This is a genomic window from Rubrobacter sp. M3-4 (genome assembly GCF_059772285.1).
Genome location: NZ_JCBAJP010000004.1, coordinates 105,626 through 122,030 on the forward strand (window position 1 = coordinate 105,626; position 16,405 = coordinate 122,030).

A 16,405-nucleotide genomic window follows, 5' to 3' on the forward strand; every position below is an offset into this window, starting at 1 on the left:
CCCTTGCGTTACGGAAGCGTTCTCTAGCCGAAGAAGGTGCTCAGGACCTGCTGCAGATCTTCGGGGACGGTCCTGGTCTCGGAGGTCGCCTCCTCGAGCGAGACGGTCACCACGTCGTTTCCGCGCAGGGCGACCATCTTGCCCCACTCGCCGTTTTTCACGGCCTCGGCGGCGCGCAGCCCGTAGCGGGTTGAGAGGATGCGGTCGTAGGCGGTCGGGGTGCCGCCGCGCTGCAGGTGCCCCAGGACGACGTGGCGGGTGTCTATCCCGGTGCGCTGCTTCAGTTCCTTGGCGAGGGTCTCCGCGATGCCTCCGAGGCGGACGTGTCCGAACTCGTCGCGCTCGACGTCCTGGGTTATGTACTCCTCGCCGAGTGTCACCCCCTCGGAGACGGCGACGATGCCCCACTTCTCGCCGCGCTCGGCGCGCTTCTTGAACAGGTCCGCGACCGCATCCATGTCCACCTCGACCTCGGGGATGAGCGTGACGTTCGCTCCGGAAGCGAGGCCTGCGCCGTAGGTGATCCAACCGGCGTGCCGGCCCATCACCTCGACGACGATGATCCGCTCGTGGCTCTTCGCGGTGGTCCTTATGCGGTCTATGGCCTCGGTGGCGATCGAGACGGCGGTGTCGTAGCCGAAGGTCGTGTCGGTCGCCGAGAGGTCGTTGTCTATGGTCTTCGGGCACCCGACGACCCTGACCCCGAAGTCCTCGTGCAGCCTCCTCGCCACGCCTAAAGTGTCGTCGCCTCCGATGGCGACCAGAGCGTCTATCCCGAAGCGCTCCATGTTCTCGACGACCTTCTTCGCCTCGCCCTCGTTCTTGTAGGGGTTGGTGCGCGAGGAGAGGAGGATCGTGCCGCCCTCCTGGAGGATGTAACGCACGTCCTCCACGCCGAGCTTCACGACCGAGTCCTCTTCGGGAGCCAGCAGCCCCTTCCATCCGCGCTTGATCCCGACTACCTCGTAGCCGTATTCCCCGGCGCATCGGGTCGTGACCGCCCGGATCACGCCGTTTAGACCCGGCGCGTCGCCCCCTCCAGTGAGCATCCCGACCCTGCGAACCTCGCTCATGCCTTCATCCTCCTTGGGTTTCCCTCGAACGCGACTCGAAACCCAGTCTAGCAAATATGAAGCCCGCAGCAGACGGCAGACGGGCCCGGCGCTCCGTAGGGGGAGGGTTGGAGCGTAGCGCCGGACCCCGGCTTGATGGTCGGCCTCCCCGGTGAGCTTCGGAATGAGCCCTGAAACCGCGGGAGAGCCTGCCAGAAGTCTATTGCCTGCCGGGGATTTTGGAAAGGGTGGGGTGATCAAGGTAGACATTAATCAATACCTGTAGGCGTAGCGGGTATTAATACCTGGTATGGCCGTGCTCCTGCGGGCACGGGCTGCCTCTGCGCGAAACGCGCACGCGGAGACTCCCCAGGTGTGGGGATAAGTACTGGTTCTGCATGGTCATGCCATCCGTGGACGGGCTCTGTCTGAATCTCCTTGATCTTCCGGATTGGAGCGATGCGTTCTTGGGTGATGCCCTGCGACTCAGATTCAAGCAGGGGCGGATGCCCGCGGCACGATCCGCCGGGCGGCGCACCGCCCGGTGAGCCGGGGATGTGACGCTGAAAGCCGCTTTCTTTTCGAATGCCGGGAGAATGTCGGGGGTGCTTGATCCCGGGGGCTTCCCGGGTGAAAATCTCTTCTTCCTGAGGGTGTACGTCCACGACCGGGAGGTGCGTTTGGTACGCGTCCTGTTCGTCTGCATGGGTAACATCTGCCGCTCGCCGATCGCGCAGGGGATCTTCGAGGAGATGGTGCGGCGTGAGGGGCTGGAAGGCGAGATCCTCGTGGACTCCGCCGGGGTCGGATCCTGGCACATCGGCGAGCCGCCCGACCCGCGGGCGCAGGAGGCCGCCCTGCGACGCGGGGTGGACATAAGCGGGCAGCGGGCGCGTCAGATCTCACCGGAGGACTGCGAGAGCTTCGACTACATCCTCACGATGGACGAGGAGAACTACCGGGCGGTCTCCTCGCTGTGCCCGGACGGGCGGGTCGAGGTCCGGTCCTTCCTGGAATTCGCCGATGTCCCGCAGACGGAGGTGCCGGACCCGTACTACGGTGGCCCCGAGGGCTTCGAGTACGTCGCGCTCCTCCTCGAGGAGGCTGCCGGAGGACTGCTGGAGGAGATCCGCCGCAAGCACCTGAAGAGCAATGTCCTATAGGCTGCTCTCGGAGGGCGTGGAGGGGGCGCTGGGGGAGCGCCTCGTCTCGGCCCGGCCGCTGGGCGGAGGCTGCATCGGCGAGGTCTACAAAGTGGAACTCTCCGATGGCACCCCGCTCGTGGCCAAGGTGGATAGGGAGGGCGGGGCCCAGCTGGAGTGCGAGGCGTACATGCTGCGCTATCTGCGCGAGCGGAGCAGCCTCCCGGTGCCGGAGGTGCTGCACTGCTCGGAGCATCTTTTGCTGATGGAGTTCGTGGAGGGGGAGAGCCGCTTTTCCCCGGCCGCAGAGCGCCACGCCGCCGAGCTTCTGGCGGCGCTGCACGACATCGGGGGGGCGGCCTACGGCCACGAGCGGGACACCCTGATCGGGAGCCTCCCTCAGCCGAATCCCTGGACGGAGAGTTGGGTGGACTTCTTCCGGGAGCACCGCCTGCTCTACCTGGCGCGGGTGGCCCGTGAGGCGGGGCGGCTCCCGGCGGAGGATGCGCGCCGGGTCGGACGGCTCGCGGAGCGGCTCGCCGATGAGATCGGCGAGCCGCAGCCCCCGGGCCTCATCCACGGGGATGTGTGGAGCGCCAACGTGCTGGCGAAAGGAGATCACATAGCCGCCTTCCTCGACCCGGCCATCTACCACGCCGACCCCGAGGTGGAGCTCGCGTTCATCTCCCTCTTCGATTCCTTCGGGAAGGCGTTCTTCGAGCGGTACTCCGAGATCCGCCCCATAAAGGAAGGCTTCTTCGAAGTCCGGCGCGACCTCTACAACCTCTATCCTTTGCTGGTGCACGTGTACTTCTTCGGCGGCGGGTACCTCGCCGCCGTCCGGCGCACCCTGGATCGCTTCGGGGTCTAGCGCCGCAGCAAAAACGCCGCGCCGCAGGCGAGCGTGAATAGGGCCACCGGGAGATCCGGGAGGCCCCCTCTGGCAGCGAGCAGCGCCGCGTCCGCCAGACGTCCGTTCACGCCAGCGTGCTCCACACCTCGAGCTTGTTCTTCACGTGCCGGATCACCTCGTCGGTGAACTCCGTGGTGTGCGCCGAGCCGCCGAGGTCGGCCGTCTTCGTGCCGTCGAGGATCGTCTCGAAGGTGGCCTCGTAGATCGCGCGGGAGACGCGGCTCGCGTGCTCGGAACCGACGAAGGTGAGAAGCGCCGCACCGGCCAGGATCATCGCCATCGGGTTGGCGATGTCCTTGCCCTCGAGCGCGGGCGCCGTGCCGTGCGGGGCCTCGGACATCACGATCTCCGGGTTCTCGTCGTCGTCGAGCGAGATCAGGAGCGATTCAGCCCCGGCTATCGAGCCGAACATCTGCAGCACCAGATCCGAGAGGCAGTCGCCGTCGCGGTTGAGGGCAGGGATCACCATCGGCTCTCCGTAGCTGGAGAGCAGCAGCGCGTAGGTGGCGTCGATGAGCTGCGGCTCGTAGCGGACGTCGCGGTTCTTCTCGGCCGCCCGGTCGAGCTCCTCCTTGAACATCCCCTCGTAGACCGGCGAGACGGTCCACTTCGGTCCGCCGAAGACCTTGGCGTGCATCCTCCTGGCCTGGATGAAGGCGAACTCGGCCACCCCCCGGCAGACCTTGCGGCTTATCCGCTCGGTGCGGTAGGCGACCTCGTCCAGCCCCTCACCTTCACGACGCTCCTCGGCCCCGTAGGCGTCGTCCACCGCCATCCGGACCACCGAGATGGGGGCGTGGACGCCCGGCAACGGGTTGACGCCGGGGATGCGCCGGCCGGTGCGTACGATCACCGTCCCACCGATGTCCTTGCGCAGGATGGCGTTCGGGGAACCCACGTCCCCGGCTCCCTCGGGCGTTATCGTCGCGGCCTTCATGCCCAGACCGGCCGACTTCATGGCCTCCGCGGCCTCGTGTACCACCCCGTTCTTCGTCCTGCGCCGGTTCTCGAGGGACAGATCGAAGCGCAGAAACTCGAGTTCGAGCTGAGTGACCGAGGGGTCGAGTACCCGTAGCGCCTCCTCGAGCAGCTCCTGCCCCGTCTGATCCCCTTCCATCACGACTATCGCTCTTCTCTCGCTCATCTCTCACCTCTCGGATATCAGCTTCGCTCTTTTGGTGTGAGTATAAGGGCTCGCAGGTGGCCTTACCTCCGTGAGCATCCGGTGTTGCTTCCTGGTAAAGTAATTCCGTAGTACGACAGAACGATCGGGAAGGAGCATCATGGCAGACGGTAGCAGCGGGTTGCCGGAGGGTGTGGAGTTCACCGCGCCCGTTCCGCGGGAGTACGAGAGCGTGCTCACGCCGGAGGCGGTCTCGTTCGTTGCGAAGCTCGCCCGGGAGTTCACCGGCCGGGTCCACGAGCTTCTCAGGGAGAGGCAGGAGCGCCAGGAGAGGATAAACGCCGGGGAGATGCCGGACTTCCTCCCGGAGACCAGGCACATCCGCGAGGGGGACTGGAAGATAGCGCCGGTCCCGGAGGATCTGCAGGATCGGCGGGTCGAGATAACCGGTCCTCCGGACCGCAAGATGCTCATAAACGCGCTCAACTCCGGCGCCTCGACCTACATGACCGACCTCGAGGACGCCAACTGCCCGACCTGGCACAACATGATCGAGAGCCAGTACAACATCCGGGACGCGGTCAACCGCACCATCACCTACGACGACCCCAACACCGGGCGTCACTACGAGCTGGGTGAGGAGCTGGCGACGTTGCTGGTGCGGCCGCGCGGCTGGCACCTCTTCGAGAAGCACATGCTCGTCGACGGCAGGCAGGTGCCGGCCGGGATCTTCGACTTCGGGCTCTACCTCTTCCACAACCACAGGGCGCTGCTGGAGGATCTGGGCACGGGGCCGTACTTCTACCTGCCCAAGTTCGAGAGCCACCACGACGCCAGGCTCTGGAACGACGTCTTCCTGATGGCGCAGGACGAGCTCGGGATCCCACGCGGCACGATCAAGGCGACCGTGCTCATCGAGACGATCCTCGCCACCTTCGAGATGCACGAGATCCTCTACGAGCTCAGGGAGCACGCCGCGGGCCTGAACTGCGGCCGGTGGGATTACATCTTCTCCTACATCAAGAAGTTCCGCGAGCACGACATGCTCCTGCCCGACCGGGCCCAGGTGACGATGACCGTGCCTTTCATGCGCGCCTACACCCAGCTCACGATCCAGACCTGCCACAGGCGCGGGGCGCACGCGATCGGGGGGATGGCGGCCCAGATCCCGGTGAAGGGCGACCCGGAGCAGAACGAGCGGGCCTTCGCCGCGGTGCGCGCGGACAAGGAGCGTGAGGCGAAGGATGGGCACGACGGTACCTGGGTGGCGCATCCGGGGCTCGTGCAGACCGCGAAAGAGGTCTTCGACCGCTACATGCCTCAGCCCAACCAGATCGAGACCAAAAAACGCGAGGACGTGCGGGTGAGTGCCGCCGACCTGCTGGAGAAGCCGGAGGGCACGATCACCGAGGCGGGCTTCCGCAACAACGTTAGCGTCGGGCTGCAGTACCTCGGGGCCTGGCTCGCCGGACGCGGGGCGGTCCCGGTCTTCAACCTCATGGAGGATACCGCGACCGCCGAGATCTCGCGGGCGCAGGTCTGGCAGTGGATCCACCACCCCAAGGGCGTACTCGAGGACGGCACCGAGGTGACCAAGGAGCTCTTCCACCGGGTCGTCGAGGAGGAGCTCACCAAGATCAGGGACGACATCTACGGCCCCGAGCGCTTCGAGCGCGACTTCGAGTTCGGCAAGGCCCGGGAGCTCTTCGAGCGGATCTCGACCCAGGACGACTTCGTCGAGTTCCTCACCCTCCCCGGCTACGACTACCTGGAGTAGGAGATCTGGAGGGGGACGCCGAACGGTGTCCCCCTCCAGATCTCGTGGAAGGTGCGATTATTCTCCCGGGAGGACCCGGGATGTTACTCCAAGACCCTCCGCTCGGGATACAATGAGGTATGATACCCGTAGAGAGCGTGAGAGAGGAAAGGATGCGCTTCGATGTTCGCGGGGCTTGAACAACCTACACACCTGCTGATCCTCCTCGTCATCCTGCTGCTCATCTTCGGCGGTCGGAAGATCCCCGAGCTGGCCAAGGGGCTTGGGCAGGGGGTGAGAGAGTTCAGAGAGGGCATGAACTCCGCCGAGAGCGAGGACGAGAAGGAGAAGAAGCCCAAGGCGGTTCGGGCGGCCGAGGAGGGCGTGAAGGCCGCGCGCGAGGAGCTCAGGGACGAGGAGTCCGGTGAGCGCCCGCGTGATCCGGAGCGTTCCGAGCGGCGCTAGGCCCTCCCGGACGGAGCACGCGAGACCTCCCATGACGGCCGGCGGGCGGGGGATCCCCCGCCCGCCGGTTTCTTCTGCATGAAACTGCGGTTCCTTCGGCCTACTCCCGGGTCAGGAACTCCTCCACCTCACGGTTGAAAGCCTCGGGGCGTTCATCGTGCGGCATCAGGGCCGCCTCACGGAAGAAGCGTGGTTCGGCACGCGGGTTGCGCAGCAGAAAGTCGTGGATGAGGCCGGCCGGCATCGCCCGGGCTTCCTGTCCCCAACAGATGAGGATGCGCTGCGGCAGCCTGGGGAAATACGGCCCCGCATCCTGGTTGAGCCGGCCGGAGACGAAGGCCGCCGCGGCGTACCGCGCTCCCTCCCGGTGGCTCGCCGTATAGTACCCCTCGACCAGCTGCGGGGTCACGAGATCCGGGTCGTGGTAGAGGGCGCGCTCCAGGTAGAAACGCAGCGCCCGGCGGCTGGTGAGCGCGTGATACACGCTCTCCCCGACGATGGGGGAGATGAGCCCGGCCTCGATCGTCTGCCCGAGCTTCCCCGATGGCCGCGCGAGCGCCGCATAGCCGGTGGGGCAGACGAACACGAGCCGCCCGAAGAGGCGCGGGCTCCTCACCGCCGCGGGCATCGTGAGCGCGCACGAGAGCGAGCTCGCGAGCAGGTGGGCGGGGCGCCCGATCTCTTCCCGCACGAAGTCTTCTACCTGCGCGGCGAAGTCCTCCGGCGTGTACCGACGTCGGGGTTTGTCTGAGCGACCGTAGCCGAGGAAGTCCGGGGCGTAGACCCTGAACCGGCGCGCGAGCGGGAGCATATTGCGGCGGAACTCGAAGGACGAAGCCCCCATCTGCGGGCTGTGGACGAGCACGAGAGGAGCAGCATCCTCCTCACCCGCCACGGAATACGCTATCCTCCCTTCCCGCCAGCGGTAGACACGCTCCTCCCCACCGATACCGGCGGACGTGCCTTCCCCCGCGTTCCTGAGCCTGTGGTTGACAACCGCGGCGCCGCCGACGAGCAGGCCACCGGCTGCCAGGGCTCTCCCGCCCCCCGGTCCGGCCCTCCTCGATACCCCGAACGGGTTTCTACGGCGCAGCGGCAACTAAACCACCGAGCTCGAAGGCCCCCCCGCGACGTAGATCGTCTCGCCGCTTATGTAGGAGGCCTCGTCGGAGACCAGAAAGGCCACCACGTTGGCGACGTCCTCGACCCGGCCGAACCTGCGCAGCGGTATGCTCCTCGCGAAGCGCTCCTTCATCTCCTCCATCGTCATGCCCACCCGCTCGGCCGCCGCCTTGGTCATCTCGGTCTCGATCCAGCCGGGCGCAACCGCGTTCACGTTGATGTTGAACCGACCCAGCTCCAGCGCCAGCGTACGGGTCAGACCCTGCACCCCCGCCTTCGCCGCCGAGTAGTTCGCCTGACCCCGGTTCCCGAGCGCCACGACCGAGGAGGTCATCACGATCTTGCCGTATTCCTGCTCGACCATGTACTTCTGCGCAGCCTTCGAGCATAGAAAGCTGCCCTTGAGATGTATGTCGAGCACGGTGTCCCAGTCTTCCTCGCTCATCTTGAACGAGAGGTTGTCCCGGATCACGCCGGCGTTGTTCACCAGGATGTCCACCGTCCCGAACCTCTCGGCCACCTTCTCGAAGGCTTCCTCGACCTGATCTGCGCGCGAGACGTCACACGCCACCGCCATCGCCTCCGAACCGAGCTTCTCGATCTCCGCTACCGTCTCCTGGCACGCCTCTGCCGACAGGTCGAAGACCGCTACCTTCGCCCCGTCCTTCGCTAGCCTCTTGGCCTCGGCCGCCCCTATGCCACGCGCCCCCCCAGTGACGACCGCGACACGACCCTCCAGGTTTCCCACGAAGATCACCTCTTCTGTCGAGCCTGCATCAGATGGATGCCAGACCGCCCAGACGGTCAGTATCCATGAATAAATTATATACGTGCGGAAAATATATACTGCAAGAAGATATAACCAAAAGGGTCATATGTAGCGAGGTTCGGCTGGAGTCTGCGGGATCTACATGTAGATCCCGCCGTTGATGTTGAGGGTCTGGCCGGTTATGTAGTCTCCGTCGACGATGAGGTAACGGACGGCGCGGGCGACCTCTTGGGGTTTCCCGACGCGGCCGAGGGGGATGCGGGGCAGTATCTTCTCTTTCACCACGCTCTCCGGGACGCCGGCGAACATGTCGGTCTCTATGAAACCTGGGCACACGGCGTTCACCGTGATGTTGTAGCGGGCGAGCTCCAGGGCCGCGGTCTTGGTGAAGCCGATGATGCCCGCCTTGGCGGCGGCGTAGTTGGCCTGCCCGAAGTTGCCCATCTGTCCGACGAAGGAGCTTATGTTTATGATCTTGCCGGAAGCCTTCTCAATGAAATGGGGGAGCGCCGCTTTGACCGTGTAGTAGCAGCTGTTGAGGTCCACCTGAACGACCCTGTCCCACTCCTCGACGCTCAGCTTCTTCATCGTCTTGTCTATGTTGATGCCCGCGTTGTTGACCAGGACGTCTATCCCGCCGAAGGCTTCGAGCGACTCGGAGATGAGACGCGCCGCCTGCCCGGCCTCCGAGACGTCGGCCTGGATGGCCACCGCCTCCATCCCCTCCGCCTTCAGCTTCTCGACCAGCTCCTCCGCAGGTCCCCGGCTGCGCGAGTAGTTGACCACCACCCGCGCCCCACCGGATGCCAGCTCCTCCGCTATCGCCCTGCCGAGCCCCCTCCCCGCCCCCGTCACTACCGCCACCGATCCCCTGAGCTCACTCACCTCCACAACCCCTTTCTCTCTTCCGTGTAGCCAGTCTAACAGCCGGGTAAAATCTGATTCAAAATATGTGAGCGGCATATATATGGACCATGGAAGCTCACCTCCATAAACCACACCGACCACGATCCATGAAGGCGCGCCCACATGCTTGACATTTCTGAATATATGTGTAAACTGCACACAGCGTGAAAGAGAGGAAGATGAACGAGCGAGAGGAGAGAAGAGGACCGGATCCGAGGAAGGCTGAGGCCCGTCCGCGCAACTGGCTGGTTCCGGTGATTCTGCTGTCGCTGCGGGACTGGAATTCCTATGGGTACGAGTTGATGGAGCGGGCGGCGAAGTTCGGGTTCGAGGCGATGAACCCGGGCACGCTGTACCGGACGCTGAGGCAGATGGAGAAGGACGGGATCGTGAAGTCCACGTGGGAGACCTCGGAGGGGGGGCCGGCGCGGAGGATGTATTCGATCACGGACGCCGGCAGGGCCTATCTGGACTTTTGGGCGAAGTCTTTGGAGCAGTATCAGAAGACGATGGACACCTTCTTCAGGCTATACACGGGGCAGCCGATGCGCTCCGAGGAGGATGAAGAAGAGGAAGGCCGTGAGGGGGGGAAGAAGTGAGATCCCTGCGGTCGGGCATAAAGAAAGGAGAGGTTGAGAGGATGACGAGCAAGAACAATACGAATGAGGCGGCCCAGAAGCTGGCCGATGGAGCGCGCGACTCCTACCAGGCGGTGTTGGATCACGCCATCGGGCTCCAGGAGCGCAACGTGCGTTTCATGCAGGAGATGGTCGATGGGGCGATAAAGGAGCTCCGCTATCAGGCGGAGAGCAACCGGGCGTTCACGCAGGAGCTGGTTGAGCGTGCCGAGCGGCAGCGCGAAGCGTTCCAGGAGCTGGTCGAGGAGAGCGTGGAGGCCTATCTGGACCTCTTGTATGCACCCTTCACCTATTACAGGGAGGGTCTCGAGGCTGCCAGCCGGCTGGCCAGGTAAGCCGGAGCAAAGCGGCGTGTATGCGGGGGCCGGGCGATTCCGCCCGGCCCCCGCTCGTATGTTATGCTGCATGGTGGTAGAGGGAAAGGAGGTCCTCCATGGACGACCGTCGGATGCGCGATCAGATGGAGAAGGTCAACGCGGCGGCGGAGAAGTTCGCCGAGGCGATAATGGAGTCCTACCGGACCGTCTCCGGGCACTCCATGGAGGCTCAGGAGCGTGGGGCCGAGCTGACGCGGAAGTTCTTCGAGAGCGTGATGGAGGAGCTGCAGAGCCAGGCCGAAGGAACCCGCTCGACCACGGAGGCTTTGCTGGAGCAGACCCAGAAGCAGCGCGAGGCCTTCCAGGAGCTCTCTCAGGAGTCGATAAGCGCCTACATGAACTTCCTCAACTCCATGTTCTCCTATTACCAGAGCACCTTCGAGGAGATGCAGAGGCGTGGCGGGCGCTGAGGTGTATCCTTACTTGCATGAGTGAGGACGATCTATAGGAGGAGCCGCCTTGAGCTTTGGGAACAACGGAACGGAGATAGTGGTCTCCACTCCCCTGAGGACGGCGATCGGGACGTTCGGCGGGGCTCTCAAGGACGTGCCGGCGACCGAGCTTGGGGCCACGGTGGCCCGAGAAGTCATCTCCCGCTCGGGCGTGGAGGGGGAGCAGGTAGATCAGGTGATCGTCGGCAACATCCTCTCGGCTGGGCAGGGGATGAACCCGGGGCGGCAGGTCGGGATCAAAGCCGGCCTCCCGGTGAGCGTCCCCGGGATGACGCTCAACCGGATGTGCGGATCCGGTCTGCAGGCGATCGTCTCTGCGGCGCAGGAGGTGGCGCTCGGTGACGCGGAGGTGGTGCTCGCCGGCGGGATCGAGAGCATGGACCAGGCGCCCTTCCTGCTGCCCAGGGCCCGCTACGGCTACCGGATGGGGATGCCGGGCGGGGAGATCCTGGACCACATGGTCTACGATGGGCTGTGGGACGTCTTCAACGACTACCACATGGGCGTGACCGCCGAGAACGTGGCCGAGAAGTACGGCGTCTCGCGTGAGGACCAGGATGCCTACGCCGCGCGCAGCCACCAGCGGGCGGCCCGGGCCATCCAGGAGGGGTACTTCGAGGAGCAGATCGTCCCCGTCGAGGTGAAGCAGAAGAAGGAGACCATCCGGTTCACCACCGACGAGCACGTCCGTCCGAACACGAGCGTCGAGAGCCTCGCCCGGCTCAAGCCGGTCTTCAAACGTGACGGGGGCACCGTTACGGCGGGCAACTCGAGCGGGATAAACGACGGCGCCGCGATGATGCTCGTTACCACCGACAGAAAGGCCGAAGAGCTCGATCTGCCGGTGGCGGGGAGGCTCGTCTCGGCGGCCGTGACCGGCGTGGACCCGGCGTTGATGGGTACGGGTATGATCCCGGCCTCCCGGATGGCATTGAAGAAGGCGGGGCTCTCGATCGAAGATATGGACATCGTCGAGGCGAACGAGGCCTTCGCCTCGATCGCGGTCACCGTCGGGCGTGAGCTGGGCGTACCGGAGGAGCGGCTCAACCCTCTGGGCGGGGCGGTCGCGCTCGGCCACCCGATAGGCGCCACCGGGGCGATCCTCACCGTCAAGATCCTGCACGAGCTCAGGCGTACCGGAGGACGCTACGGGCTGGTGACGCTTTGTATCGGCGGAGGGATGGGGATCGCGGCGATCTTCGAACGCATCTCCTAGGCGGGGGTGGCGATAGGGGGCTCCGTACCCTGCGCGGTTCTCTCCTCGTCCGGATCAAAGAGGGAATGACGCACCAGGGCGGGCCGCTGGAGAAGACACTTCGGCGGCCCGCCCTGGTGCGCGTTGCCGGGGTTGCCGCGGTCCTCGTCGGTGCTCTCGGATTGTTCGAGGGCGTGACGAACCTGCTGGTTCAGTTCTACGGTCCCTACCATCCGCTCTACGGGTTCTACGACCTCGCATACTTCGTGGGCGAACCGGCGAGGAGCTTCATGATCCCGCTGGCCCTGCTCGGGGTCTGGGCCGTCGTCTGCGAGGGTGGCAGTACGTTTCGTGTGGCGGCGCTCTCGGGGCTCGCCGTGGCCCTTCTCACCTGCATAGTGCCCCCAGCCTACATCCTGCGGGAGTGGCTCCATTACGGGGACCAGATACTGTGGCTCGGTCTTTTGGATGGCGGGATCAGAACCATGTTCTTACTCTGGTTCTGGGGCCCGCCGGTCGCAGCGATCCTCGCCGGCGCAGCGGCCTCGAGCGCGCGGAGGGGCCTGGGCCGGGCCCGCTTCGCCCTGTTGCCCGCCGGCGTGATCAGCCTCCCCCTGATAAGCCTCTCGCTCTTCCAATGGTACCTCGGCAGTTCCTCCCGGCCCGGTGCACAGGGCCTCTGGTCCCAGGTGGTCCTCGCGGCTCCCTCCATCTTCGCCGCGCTCTGCTGGATCTTCTTCGGAACCGCACTCTACGGGGCACTCCCCCGTAGTAAGAGACGCCTCCAGGAGGAACGCGAGAGAACGGAGCAGGCGAACCTCCACCGGACACGACGGCTCTACGAGGAGGCGTTCGCCCTCAAAGACCTCTCCTTGCTCGACGAACTGCTCGACCCCGAAGTCTCCGACGAGGTCCACCACCTGAAGGGCCGGCGTAATTTCGAACGGAGCATCCTCGACCTCCACGCGAGCTTCCCGGACCTCCGCCTCTCCATAAAGGAGCAGCGAGCCCGGGACGATACGGTCGAAACCCGCCTGCTGCTCTCCGGAACCGACCGCGGTGGCGTCCTCTGGTACCCCCCGACGGGACGCAAAGCCTCCTTCGAAGCCTCTTTCCAGGACCGGTTCAGAGAAGGCCTGCTCGTCGAACACTCCGGCAGAGTGGATATGGAGAGCCTGCGCCAACAGCTCGGCCTCCCCGAAGCCTGAGCCCCACCACGTCTCGTACTTGATCTTCCTGCCGCACGATGTTAGCCTTCCAATGGTTTAGGCGAACGTTCGCCTAAACCAAGGCGGGGTGTGGAAGGAGGGACGTGGTATGAGCGGAGAGGGCCGGTCTTTCCTTGGGCGGTCCGTCAGCCGGCGCACGTTTCTGAGTGGGGCTGCGGTTGCGGCGGCTGGTCTGGCGGTGAGTTCGTGCGGGCCTTCGGCGGCGCTGGTCGGTGGCGGGGCGCGGAGCATCGATTACTGGAACCTGTTCGGTGGTGGGGACGGGGTCCGGATGGTGGAGATGGAGAACCAGTTCAGGAGGAGCCATCCGGGGATAACGCTCAACGCGGTGACGCTGTCGTGGGGCAACCCGTACTACACCAAGCTCTCGATGGCTATAGCGGGGGGGAGTCCTCCGGATGTAGCGGTGATGCACCTGGCGAAGATGGGGGCTTATGCGCCGGCCGGTCTTCTGGAGGAGCTGCGTCCGGAGGAGCTCTCGCGGTACGGGATCGGGCCGGACAAGTTCCTGCCGCAGGTGCTCGACTTCGCGAAGTACGACGGCAGGATCTACGCGGTCCCGCTCGACACGCATCCATTCGTCCAGTACTACAACGTGGACATTTGCAGGAAGGCGGGGGTCCTCGATTCGGGTGGCAACCTCGTACCGATGGACAGCCCGGGACGGGTCGTGAAGGTGCTCGAGAAGGTCAAGAAGGTCACCGGACAGTGGGGGGTCTCCTTCTACCCCAACGATTCGGCGGGGCCGTGGCGGCTCTTTCTCACGCTCTACGGGCAGATGAAGAAGGGGGCGCCGATACTCTCGCACGATGCGAAGAGGGTGGTCATGGACGACACGAAGGCCGAGCGGGCTCTCGGGTTCATGACCGAGTTGGCGCTCAAGTACAGGGTGATGCCCATCAACATGGACTACGGCGGGTCTGTCGCGCTCTTCCAGAACGGGCAGGCCGGGCTCTACTGGAACGGGGAGTGGGAGGTGACGACCTTCCAGGCAGCGAAGATGAACTTCAACATGGTGCCCTTCCCGAAGGTCTACACCTACAGGGCGGCGCAGGCCGACCACCACTCGTTCATCATCCCGAAGGGTGTTGACCCGGCGCACAAGAAGACCGCGCTCGAGTTCATAAGCTTCATGCTCAAGGACAGCTACGTCTGGGCGCAGGGCGGGCACATCCCCGCCTACCAGCCCGTGGTGCAGAGCGAGAAGTACCGGCACCTCGAGCCGCAGAGCAACTACGCCGGGGTGGCGAAGTACGTCGTCACCGACCCGATCGCCTGGTTCAGCGGGTCTGGTTCGATCATGGAGTCGCACGCCTCGGGGATCTTCCAGGCGGTGATGGCCGGCAGGATGTCGCCCCGGCAGGGGGTGAGGCAGTTCCGGGCCTACCTGCAGCAGGAGGTCTCGCTGCCCAAACCTTACTGAGAAGGAGGAGTGAGGGAGAGATGGAAGCAGGACAGGAGATGGTACGCGCCCCGGCCGTGCCGGCCGTCAAGAGCGGAGGAGGGGGCCGGTGGCGCAGAGACCTGACCGGATGGGGTTTCATGTTGCCGTTCATGGCGGCGTACGCGCTGTTCCTCATCTGGCCGGTCATATTGATGTTCAAGTACAGCTTCACCAACAAGAGCCTGGTCGGGACCGGGGGCTCGCAGTTTCTGGGGTTTCAGAACTACGGGCGGCTCTTCGGCGATCCCGCCTTCTGGCAGTCGCTGTGGCACACGGTCTGGTTTACGATCCTCTCGACTCCGCCCTTGGTGATCCTGGCGCTCGTCTTCGCGATGCTCACCAACCGGGTGGTGCGGGGGCAGGGGATCTTCCGGTTTTCGTTCTTCGCGCCGTTCGTCCTGCCGGTCTCGGTGGTGTGCCTCATCTGGATCTGGATGTACGAGCCCGGCTTCGGGCTCATCGACGGCGTCCTCGGCGGCATTCTGGGCAACGTCGCCTGGCTCGGGGACCCGAACGTCGCGATGATCTCGATAGTCATCACCACCATCTGGTGGACTTTGGGGTTCAACTTCGTGCTGTATCTCGCGGGTTTGCAGGAGATACCGCGCGAGCTGTACGATGCGGCGGCGGTCGACGGGGCGGGTGCCTGGGCGCAGGCGCGTTGGGTCACGCTGCCCCTGCTCAAGCGGACCACACTGCTGGTGCTCGCGCTGCAGATACTCGCCTCGCTCAAGATCTTCGACCAGGTCTACATAATGACCTACGGGGGGCCGAACTTCACCACCCGGCCCATCATCGAGTACTTCTACGACCAGGGCTTCACCGCCTACCAGATCGGCTACGCCTCGGCCGTCTCGGTGGTCTACTTCGTGATCATCCTGGCCGCCTCGGTGGTCTGGTTCCTGTTCAGCCGCAGAAGGGAGGAGACCGTCTGATGGAAGCGGAAGCACCGCGGGGACTCGCTCGCGTATCGCAAAAGGGGCCCGTCCCCGGTCGGCGGGGCAGGGCGGGGACGATCGTCACCTACGCGGTTCTCTCCGTGCTCGCCGCGGCGTGGCTGTTGCCGATCGCCTGGGCGATCGACACCGCGCTCAAGCCCGAGAGCGAGACGACGAAGACCCCGATCACCTGGGCGTCTTCGCACTTCAACCTGAACTCCTTCAGGCAGGTGATAGAGGCGGGGGACATCCTGCGCTGGTACGCCAACAGCGCGCTCGTCTCGATAGTCGTCACGGTCTTCGTCGTGCTGCTGGCGAGCCTCGCCGCCTACGCGCTCTCGCGCATCCCCTTCCGCGGCCGGACGGTGCTCTTCTGGGTCGTGCTCGCCGGGCTGATGGTCCCGCCGCAGGTCTTGATCGTACCGCTGTTCTCGGAGATGCAGGCGGTCGGGTTCGTCAACACCTACCAGGGGATCATCCTGCCGCAGCTCCCCTCGGCGCTCGCCGTCTTCATCCTCAAGGTATTCTTCGACGGCATCCCGCGCGAGCTGGAGGAGAGCGCGCTCGTCGACGGGGCGAGCCGGCTCAGGATCTACTGGCAGATCTGGATGCCGCTCGCCAGACCCGCGCTCGCGGCGGTCGCGATCTTCACGTTCGTCGGCTCGTGGAACTACTTCATCTGGCCCCTGATCGTGGTGACGAGCACCGACATGATGACGATCCCGCTCGGGCTCTCCACCGTGCAGAGCGCCTTCGGCATCCACTACGCCCAGATCATGGCCTCCGCCGTCCTGGGCGGTCTGCCGCTGCTCGTGGCGTTCATCTTCTTCCAGCGTCAGATCGTCGAAGGCATAGCGAACACCGGGCTCAAGGGCTAGAGGGGG

The 16,405-nt window shown here is 65.0% G+C and carries 17 protein-coding genes; 12 read left to right on the forward strand and 5 right to left on the reverse strand.

The features are described from left to right. Positions 1 to 23: 23 nt before the first annotated feature. Complete coding sequence (locus tag AC6EKW_RS05990; protein WP_273888434.1) at positions 24 to 1,073, reverse strand: 6-phosphofructokinase; 1,050 nt, start codon at positions 1,071 to 1,073, stop codon at positions 24 to 26. Positions 1,074 to 1,648: 575 nt separating this feature from the next. Here AC6EKW_RS05990 and AC6EKW_RS05995 point away from each other — a divergent pair. After that, positions 1,649 to 2,215 carry a low molecular weight protein-tyrosine-phosphatase gene (locus AC6EKW_RS05995; RefSeq protein ID WP_498513917.1) on the forward strand — a complete coding sequence of 189 codons (567 nt, stop codon included), beginning with the start codon at positions 1,649 to 1,651 and terminating at the stop codon, positions 2,213 to 2,215. Next, positions 2,205 to 3,065 carry a fructosamine kinase family protein gene (locus AC6EKW_RS06000; RefSeq protein ID WP_273888436.1) on the forward strand — a complete coding sequence of 287 codons (861 nt, stop codon included), beginning with the start codon at positions 2,205 to 2,207 and terminating at the stop codon, positions 3,063 to 3,065. Before AC6EKW_RS05995 ends, AC6EKW_RS06000 begins: the two co-directional genes overlap by 11 nt. Before the next feature lie 106 nt (positions 3,066 to 3,171). On the opposite strand, the gene AC6EKW_RS06005 is transcribed toward AC6EKW_RS06000, so the two are convergent. Continuing rightward, the gene (locus AC6EKW_RS06005; RefSeq protein WP_273888437.1) at positions 3,172 to 4,251 is read right to left on the reverse strand and encodes an isocitrate/isopropylmalate family dehydrogenase; all 1,080 of its coding nucleotides are present in this window, start codon (positions 4,249 to 4,251) and stop codon (positions 3,172 to 3,174) included. Positions 4,252 to 4,390: 139 nt separating this feature from the next. Here AC6EKW_RS06005 and aceB point away from each other — a divergent pair, with 139 nt between their 5' ends. Continuing rightward, entirely contained in the window at positions 4,391 to 6,007 is a 1,617-nt protein-coding gene (gene aceB / locus AC6EKW_RS06010; protein ID WP_498513918.1) for a malate synthase A, read from the forward strand. A 162-nt stretch (positions 6,008 to 6,169) separates the two neighbouring features. Further along, the gene (locus AC6EKW_RS06015; protein WP_273888439.1) at positions 6,170 to 6,451 is read left to right on the forward strand and encodes a Sec-independent protein translocase subunit TatA/TatB; all 282 of its coding nucleotides are present in this window, start codon (positions 6,170 to 6,172) and stop codon (positions 6,449 to 6,451) included. Between the two features lie 100 nt (positions 6,452 to 6,551). On the opposite strand, the gene AC6EKW_RS06020 is transcribed toward AC6EKW_RS06015, so the two are convergent. The 3 genes from AC6EKW_RS06020 to AC6EKW_RS06030 form a co-directional block, all read right to left on the reverse strand. After that, complete coding sequence (locus AC6EKW_RS06020) at positions 6,552 to 7,550, reverse strand: alpha/beta fold hydrolase (protein ID WP_498513919.1); 999 nt, start codon at positions 7,548 to 7,550, stop codon at positions 6,552 to 6,554. Further along, positions 7,551 to 8,321, reverse strand: coding sequence for a beta-ketoacyl-ACP reductase (locus AC6EKW_RS06025; RefSeq protein WP_420542068.1), 771 nt, complete (start codon positions 8,319 to 8,321; stop codon positions 7,551 to 7,553). A gap of 159 nt (positions 8,322 to 8,480) precedes the next feature. Then, complete coding sequence (locus tag AC6EKW_RS06030) at positions 8,481 to 9,227, reverse strand: 3-oxoacyl-ACP reductase family protein (RefSeq protein WP_498513920.1); 747 nt, start codon at positions 9,225 to 9,227, stop codon at positions 8,481 to 8,483. 200 nt (positions 9,228 to 9,427) lie between these two features. Between AC6EKW_RS06030 and phaQ the strand changes: the two genes are divergently transcribed. The 8 genes from phaQ to AC6EKW_RS06070 all read left to right on the forward strand — a co-directional run bounded on the left by phaQ (position 9,428) and on the right by AC6EKW_RS06070 (position 16,399). Beyond that, positions 9,428 to 9,847: a poly-beta-hydroxybutyrate-responsive repressor gene (phaQ, locus tag AC6EKW_RS06035; protein WP_273887801.1), complete on the forward strand. Its 420-nt coding sequence runs from the start codon at positions 9,428 to 9,430 to the stop codon at positions 9,845 to 9,847. A 41-nt stretch (positions 9,848 to 9,888) separates the two neighbouring features. Continuing rightward, a complete protein-coding gene (locus AC6EKW_RS06040; RefSeq protein WP_273887802.1) occupies positions 9,889 to 10,221 on the forward strand; it encodes a hypothetical protein in 333 nt (110 codons plus the stop codon). A gap of 98 nt (positions 10,222 to 10,319) precedes the next feature. After that, a complete protein-coding gene (locus tag AC6EKW_RS06045) occupies positions 10,320 to 10,673 on the forward strand; it encodes a hypothetical protein (protein ID WP_273887803.1) in 354 nt (117 codons plus the stop codon). Between the two features lie 49 nt (positions 10,674 to 10,722). Next, complete coding sequence (locus tag AC6EKW_RS06050) at positions 10,723 to 11,931, forward strand: thiolase family protein (RefSeq protein ID WP_273887804.1); 1,209 nt, start codon at positions 10,723 to 10,725, stop codon at positions 11,929 to 11,931. Positions 11,932 to 11,996: 65 nt separating this feature from the next. After that, positions 11,997 to 13,118, forward strand: coding sequence for an ester cyclase (locus AC6EKW_RS06055; RefSeq protein ID WP_498513921.1), 1,122 nt, complete (start codon positions 11,997 to 11,999; stop codon positions 13,116 to 13,118). 109 nt (positions 13,119 to 13,227) lie between these two features. Continuing rightward, a complete protein-coding gene (locus tag AC6EKW_RS06060) occupies positions 13,228 to 14,562 on the forward strand; it encodes an extracellular solute-binding protein (protein WP_498513922.1) in 1,335 nt (444 codons plus the stop codon). A 20-nt stretch (positions 14,563 to 14,582) separates the two neighbouring features. Then, positions 14,583 to 15,518: a carbohydrate ABC transporter permease gene (locus tag AC6EKW_RS06065; RefSeq protein ID WP_498513923.1), complete on the forward strand. Its 936-nt coding sequence runs from the start codon at positions 14,583 to 14,585 to the stop codon at positions 15,516 to 15,518. Next, positions 15,518 to 16,399, forward strand: coding sequence for a carbohydrate ABC transporter permease (locus AC6EKW_RS06070; protein ID WP_273887809.1), 882 nt, complete (start codon positions 15,518 to 15,520; stop codon positions 16,397 to 16,399). The genes AC6EKW_RS06065 and AC6EKW_RS06070 overlap by 1 nt, the downstream gene beginning before the upstream one ends. The last annotated feature ends 6 nt before the right edge of the window (positions 16,400 to 16,405 follow it).

What these genes read in the sequence shown, in the direction of transcription:
- AC6EKW_RS06055 (WP_498513921.1), top strand. Translation starts at nt 11,997, where the DNA reads ATGACGCACCAGGGCGGGCCGCTGGAGAAGACACTTCGGCGGCCCGCC.
- AC6EKW_RS05990 (WP_273888434.1), bottom strand. Translation starts at nt 1,073, where the DNA reads ATGAGCGAGGTTCGCAGGGTCGGGATGCTCACTGGAGGGGGCGACGCG.
- AC6EKW_RS06045 (WP_273887803.1), top strand. Translation starts at nt 10,320, where the DNA reads ATGGACGACCGTCGGATGCGCGATCAGATGGAGAAGGTCAACGCGGCG.
- AC6EKW_RS06040 (WP_273887802.1), top strand. Translation starts at nt 9,889, where the DNA reads ATGACGAGCAAGAACAATACGAATGAGGCGGCCCAGAAGCTGGCCGAT.
- AC6EKW_RS06000 (WP_273888436.1), top strand. Translation starts at nt 2,205, where the DNA reads ATGTCCTATAGGCTGCTCTCGGAGGGCGTGGAGGGGGCGCTGGGGGAG.
- aceB (WP_498513918.1), top strand. Translation starts at nt 4,391, where the DNA reads ATGGCAGACGGTAGCAGCGGGTTGCCGGAGGGTGTGGAGTTCACCGCG.
- AC6EKW_RS06070 (WP_273887809.1), top strand. Translation starts at nt 15,518, where the DNA reads ATGGAAGCGGAAGCACCGCGGGGACTCGCTCGCGTATCGCAAAAGGGG.
- AC6EKW_RS06060 (WP_498513922.1), top strand. Translation starts at nt 13,228, where the DNA reads ATGAGCGGAGAGGGCCGGTCTTTCCTTGGGCGGTCCGTCAGCCGGCGC.
- AC6EKW_RS05995 (WP_498513917.1), top strand. Translation starts at nt 1,649, where the DNA reads ATGTCGGGGGTGCTTGATCCCGGGGGCTTCCCGGGTGAAAATCTCTTC.
- AC6EKW_RS06065 (WP_498513923.1), top strand. Translation starts at nt 14,583, where the DNA reads ATGGAAGCAGGACAGGAGATGGTACGCGCCCCGGCCGTGCCGGCCGTC.
- AC6EKW_RS06015 (WP_273888439.1), top strand. Translation starts at nt 6,170, where the DNA reads ATGTTCGCGGGGCTTGAACAACCTACACACCTGCTGATCCTCCTCGTC.
- phaQ (WP_273887801.1), top strand. Translation starts at nt 9,428, where the DNA reads ATGAACGAGCGAGAGGAGAGAAGAGGACCGGATCCGAGGAAGGCTGAG.
- AC6EKW_RS06005 (WP_273888437.1), bottom strand. Translation starts at nt 4,251, where the DNA reads ATGAGCGAGAGAAGAGCGATAGTCGTGATGGAAGGGGATCAGACGGGG.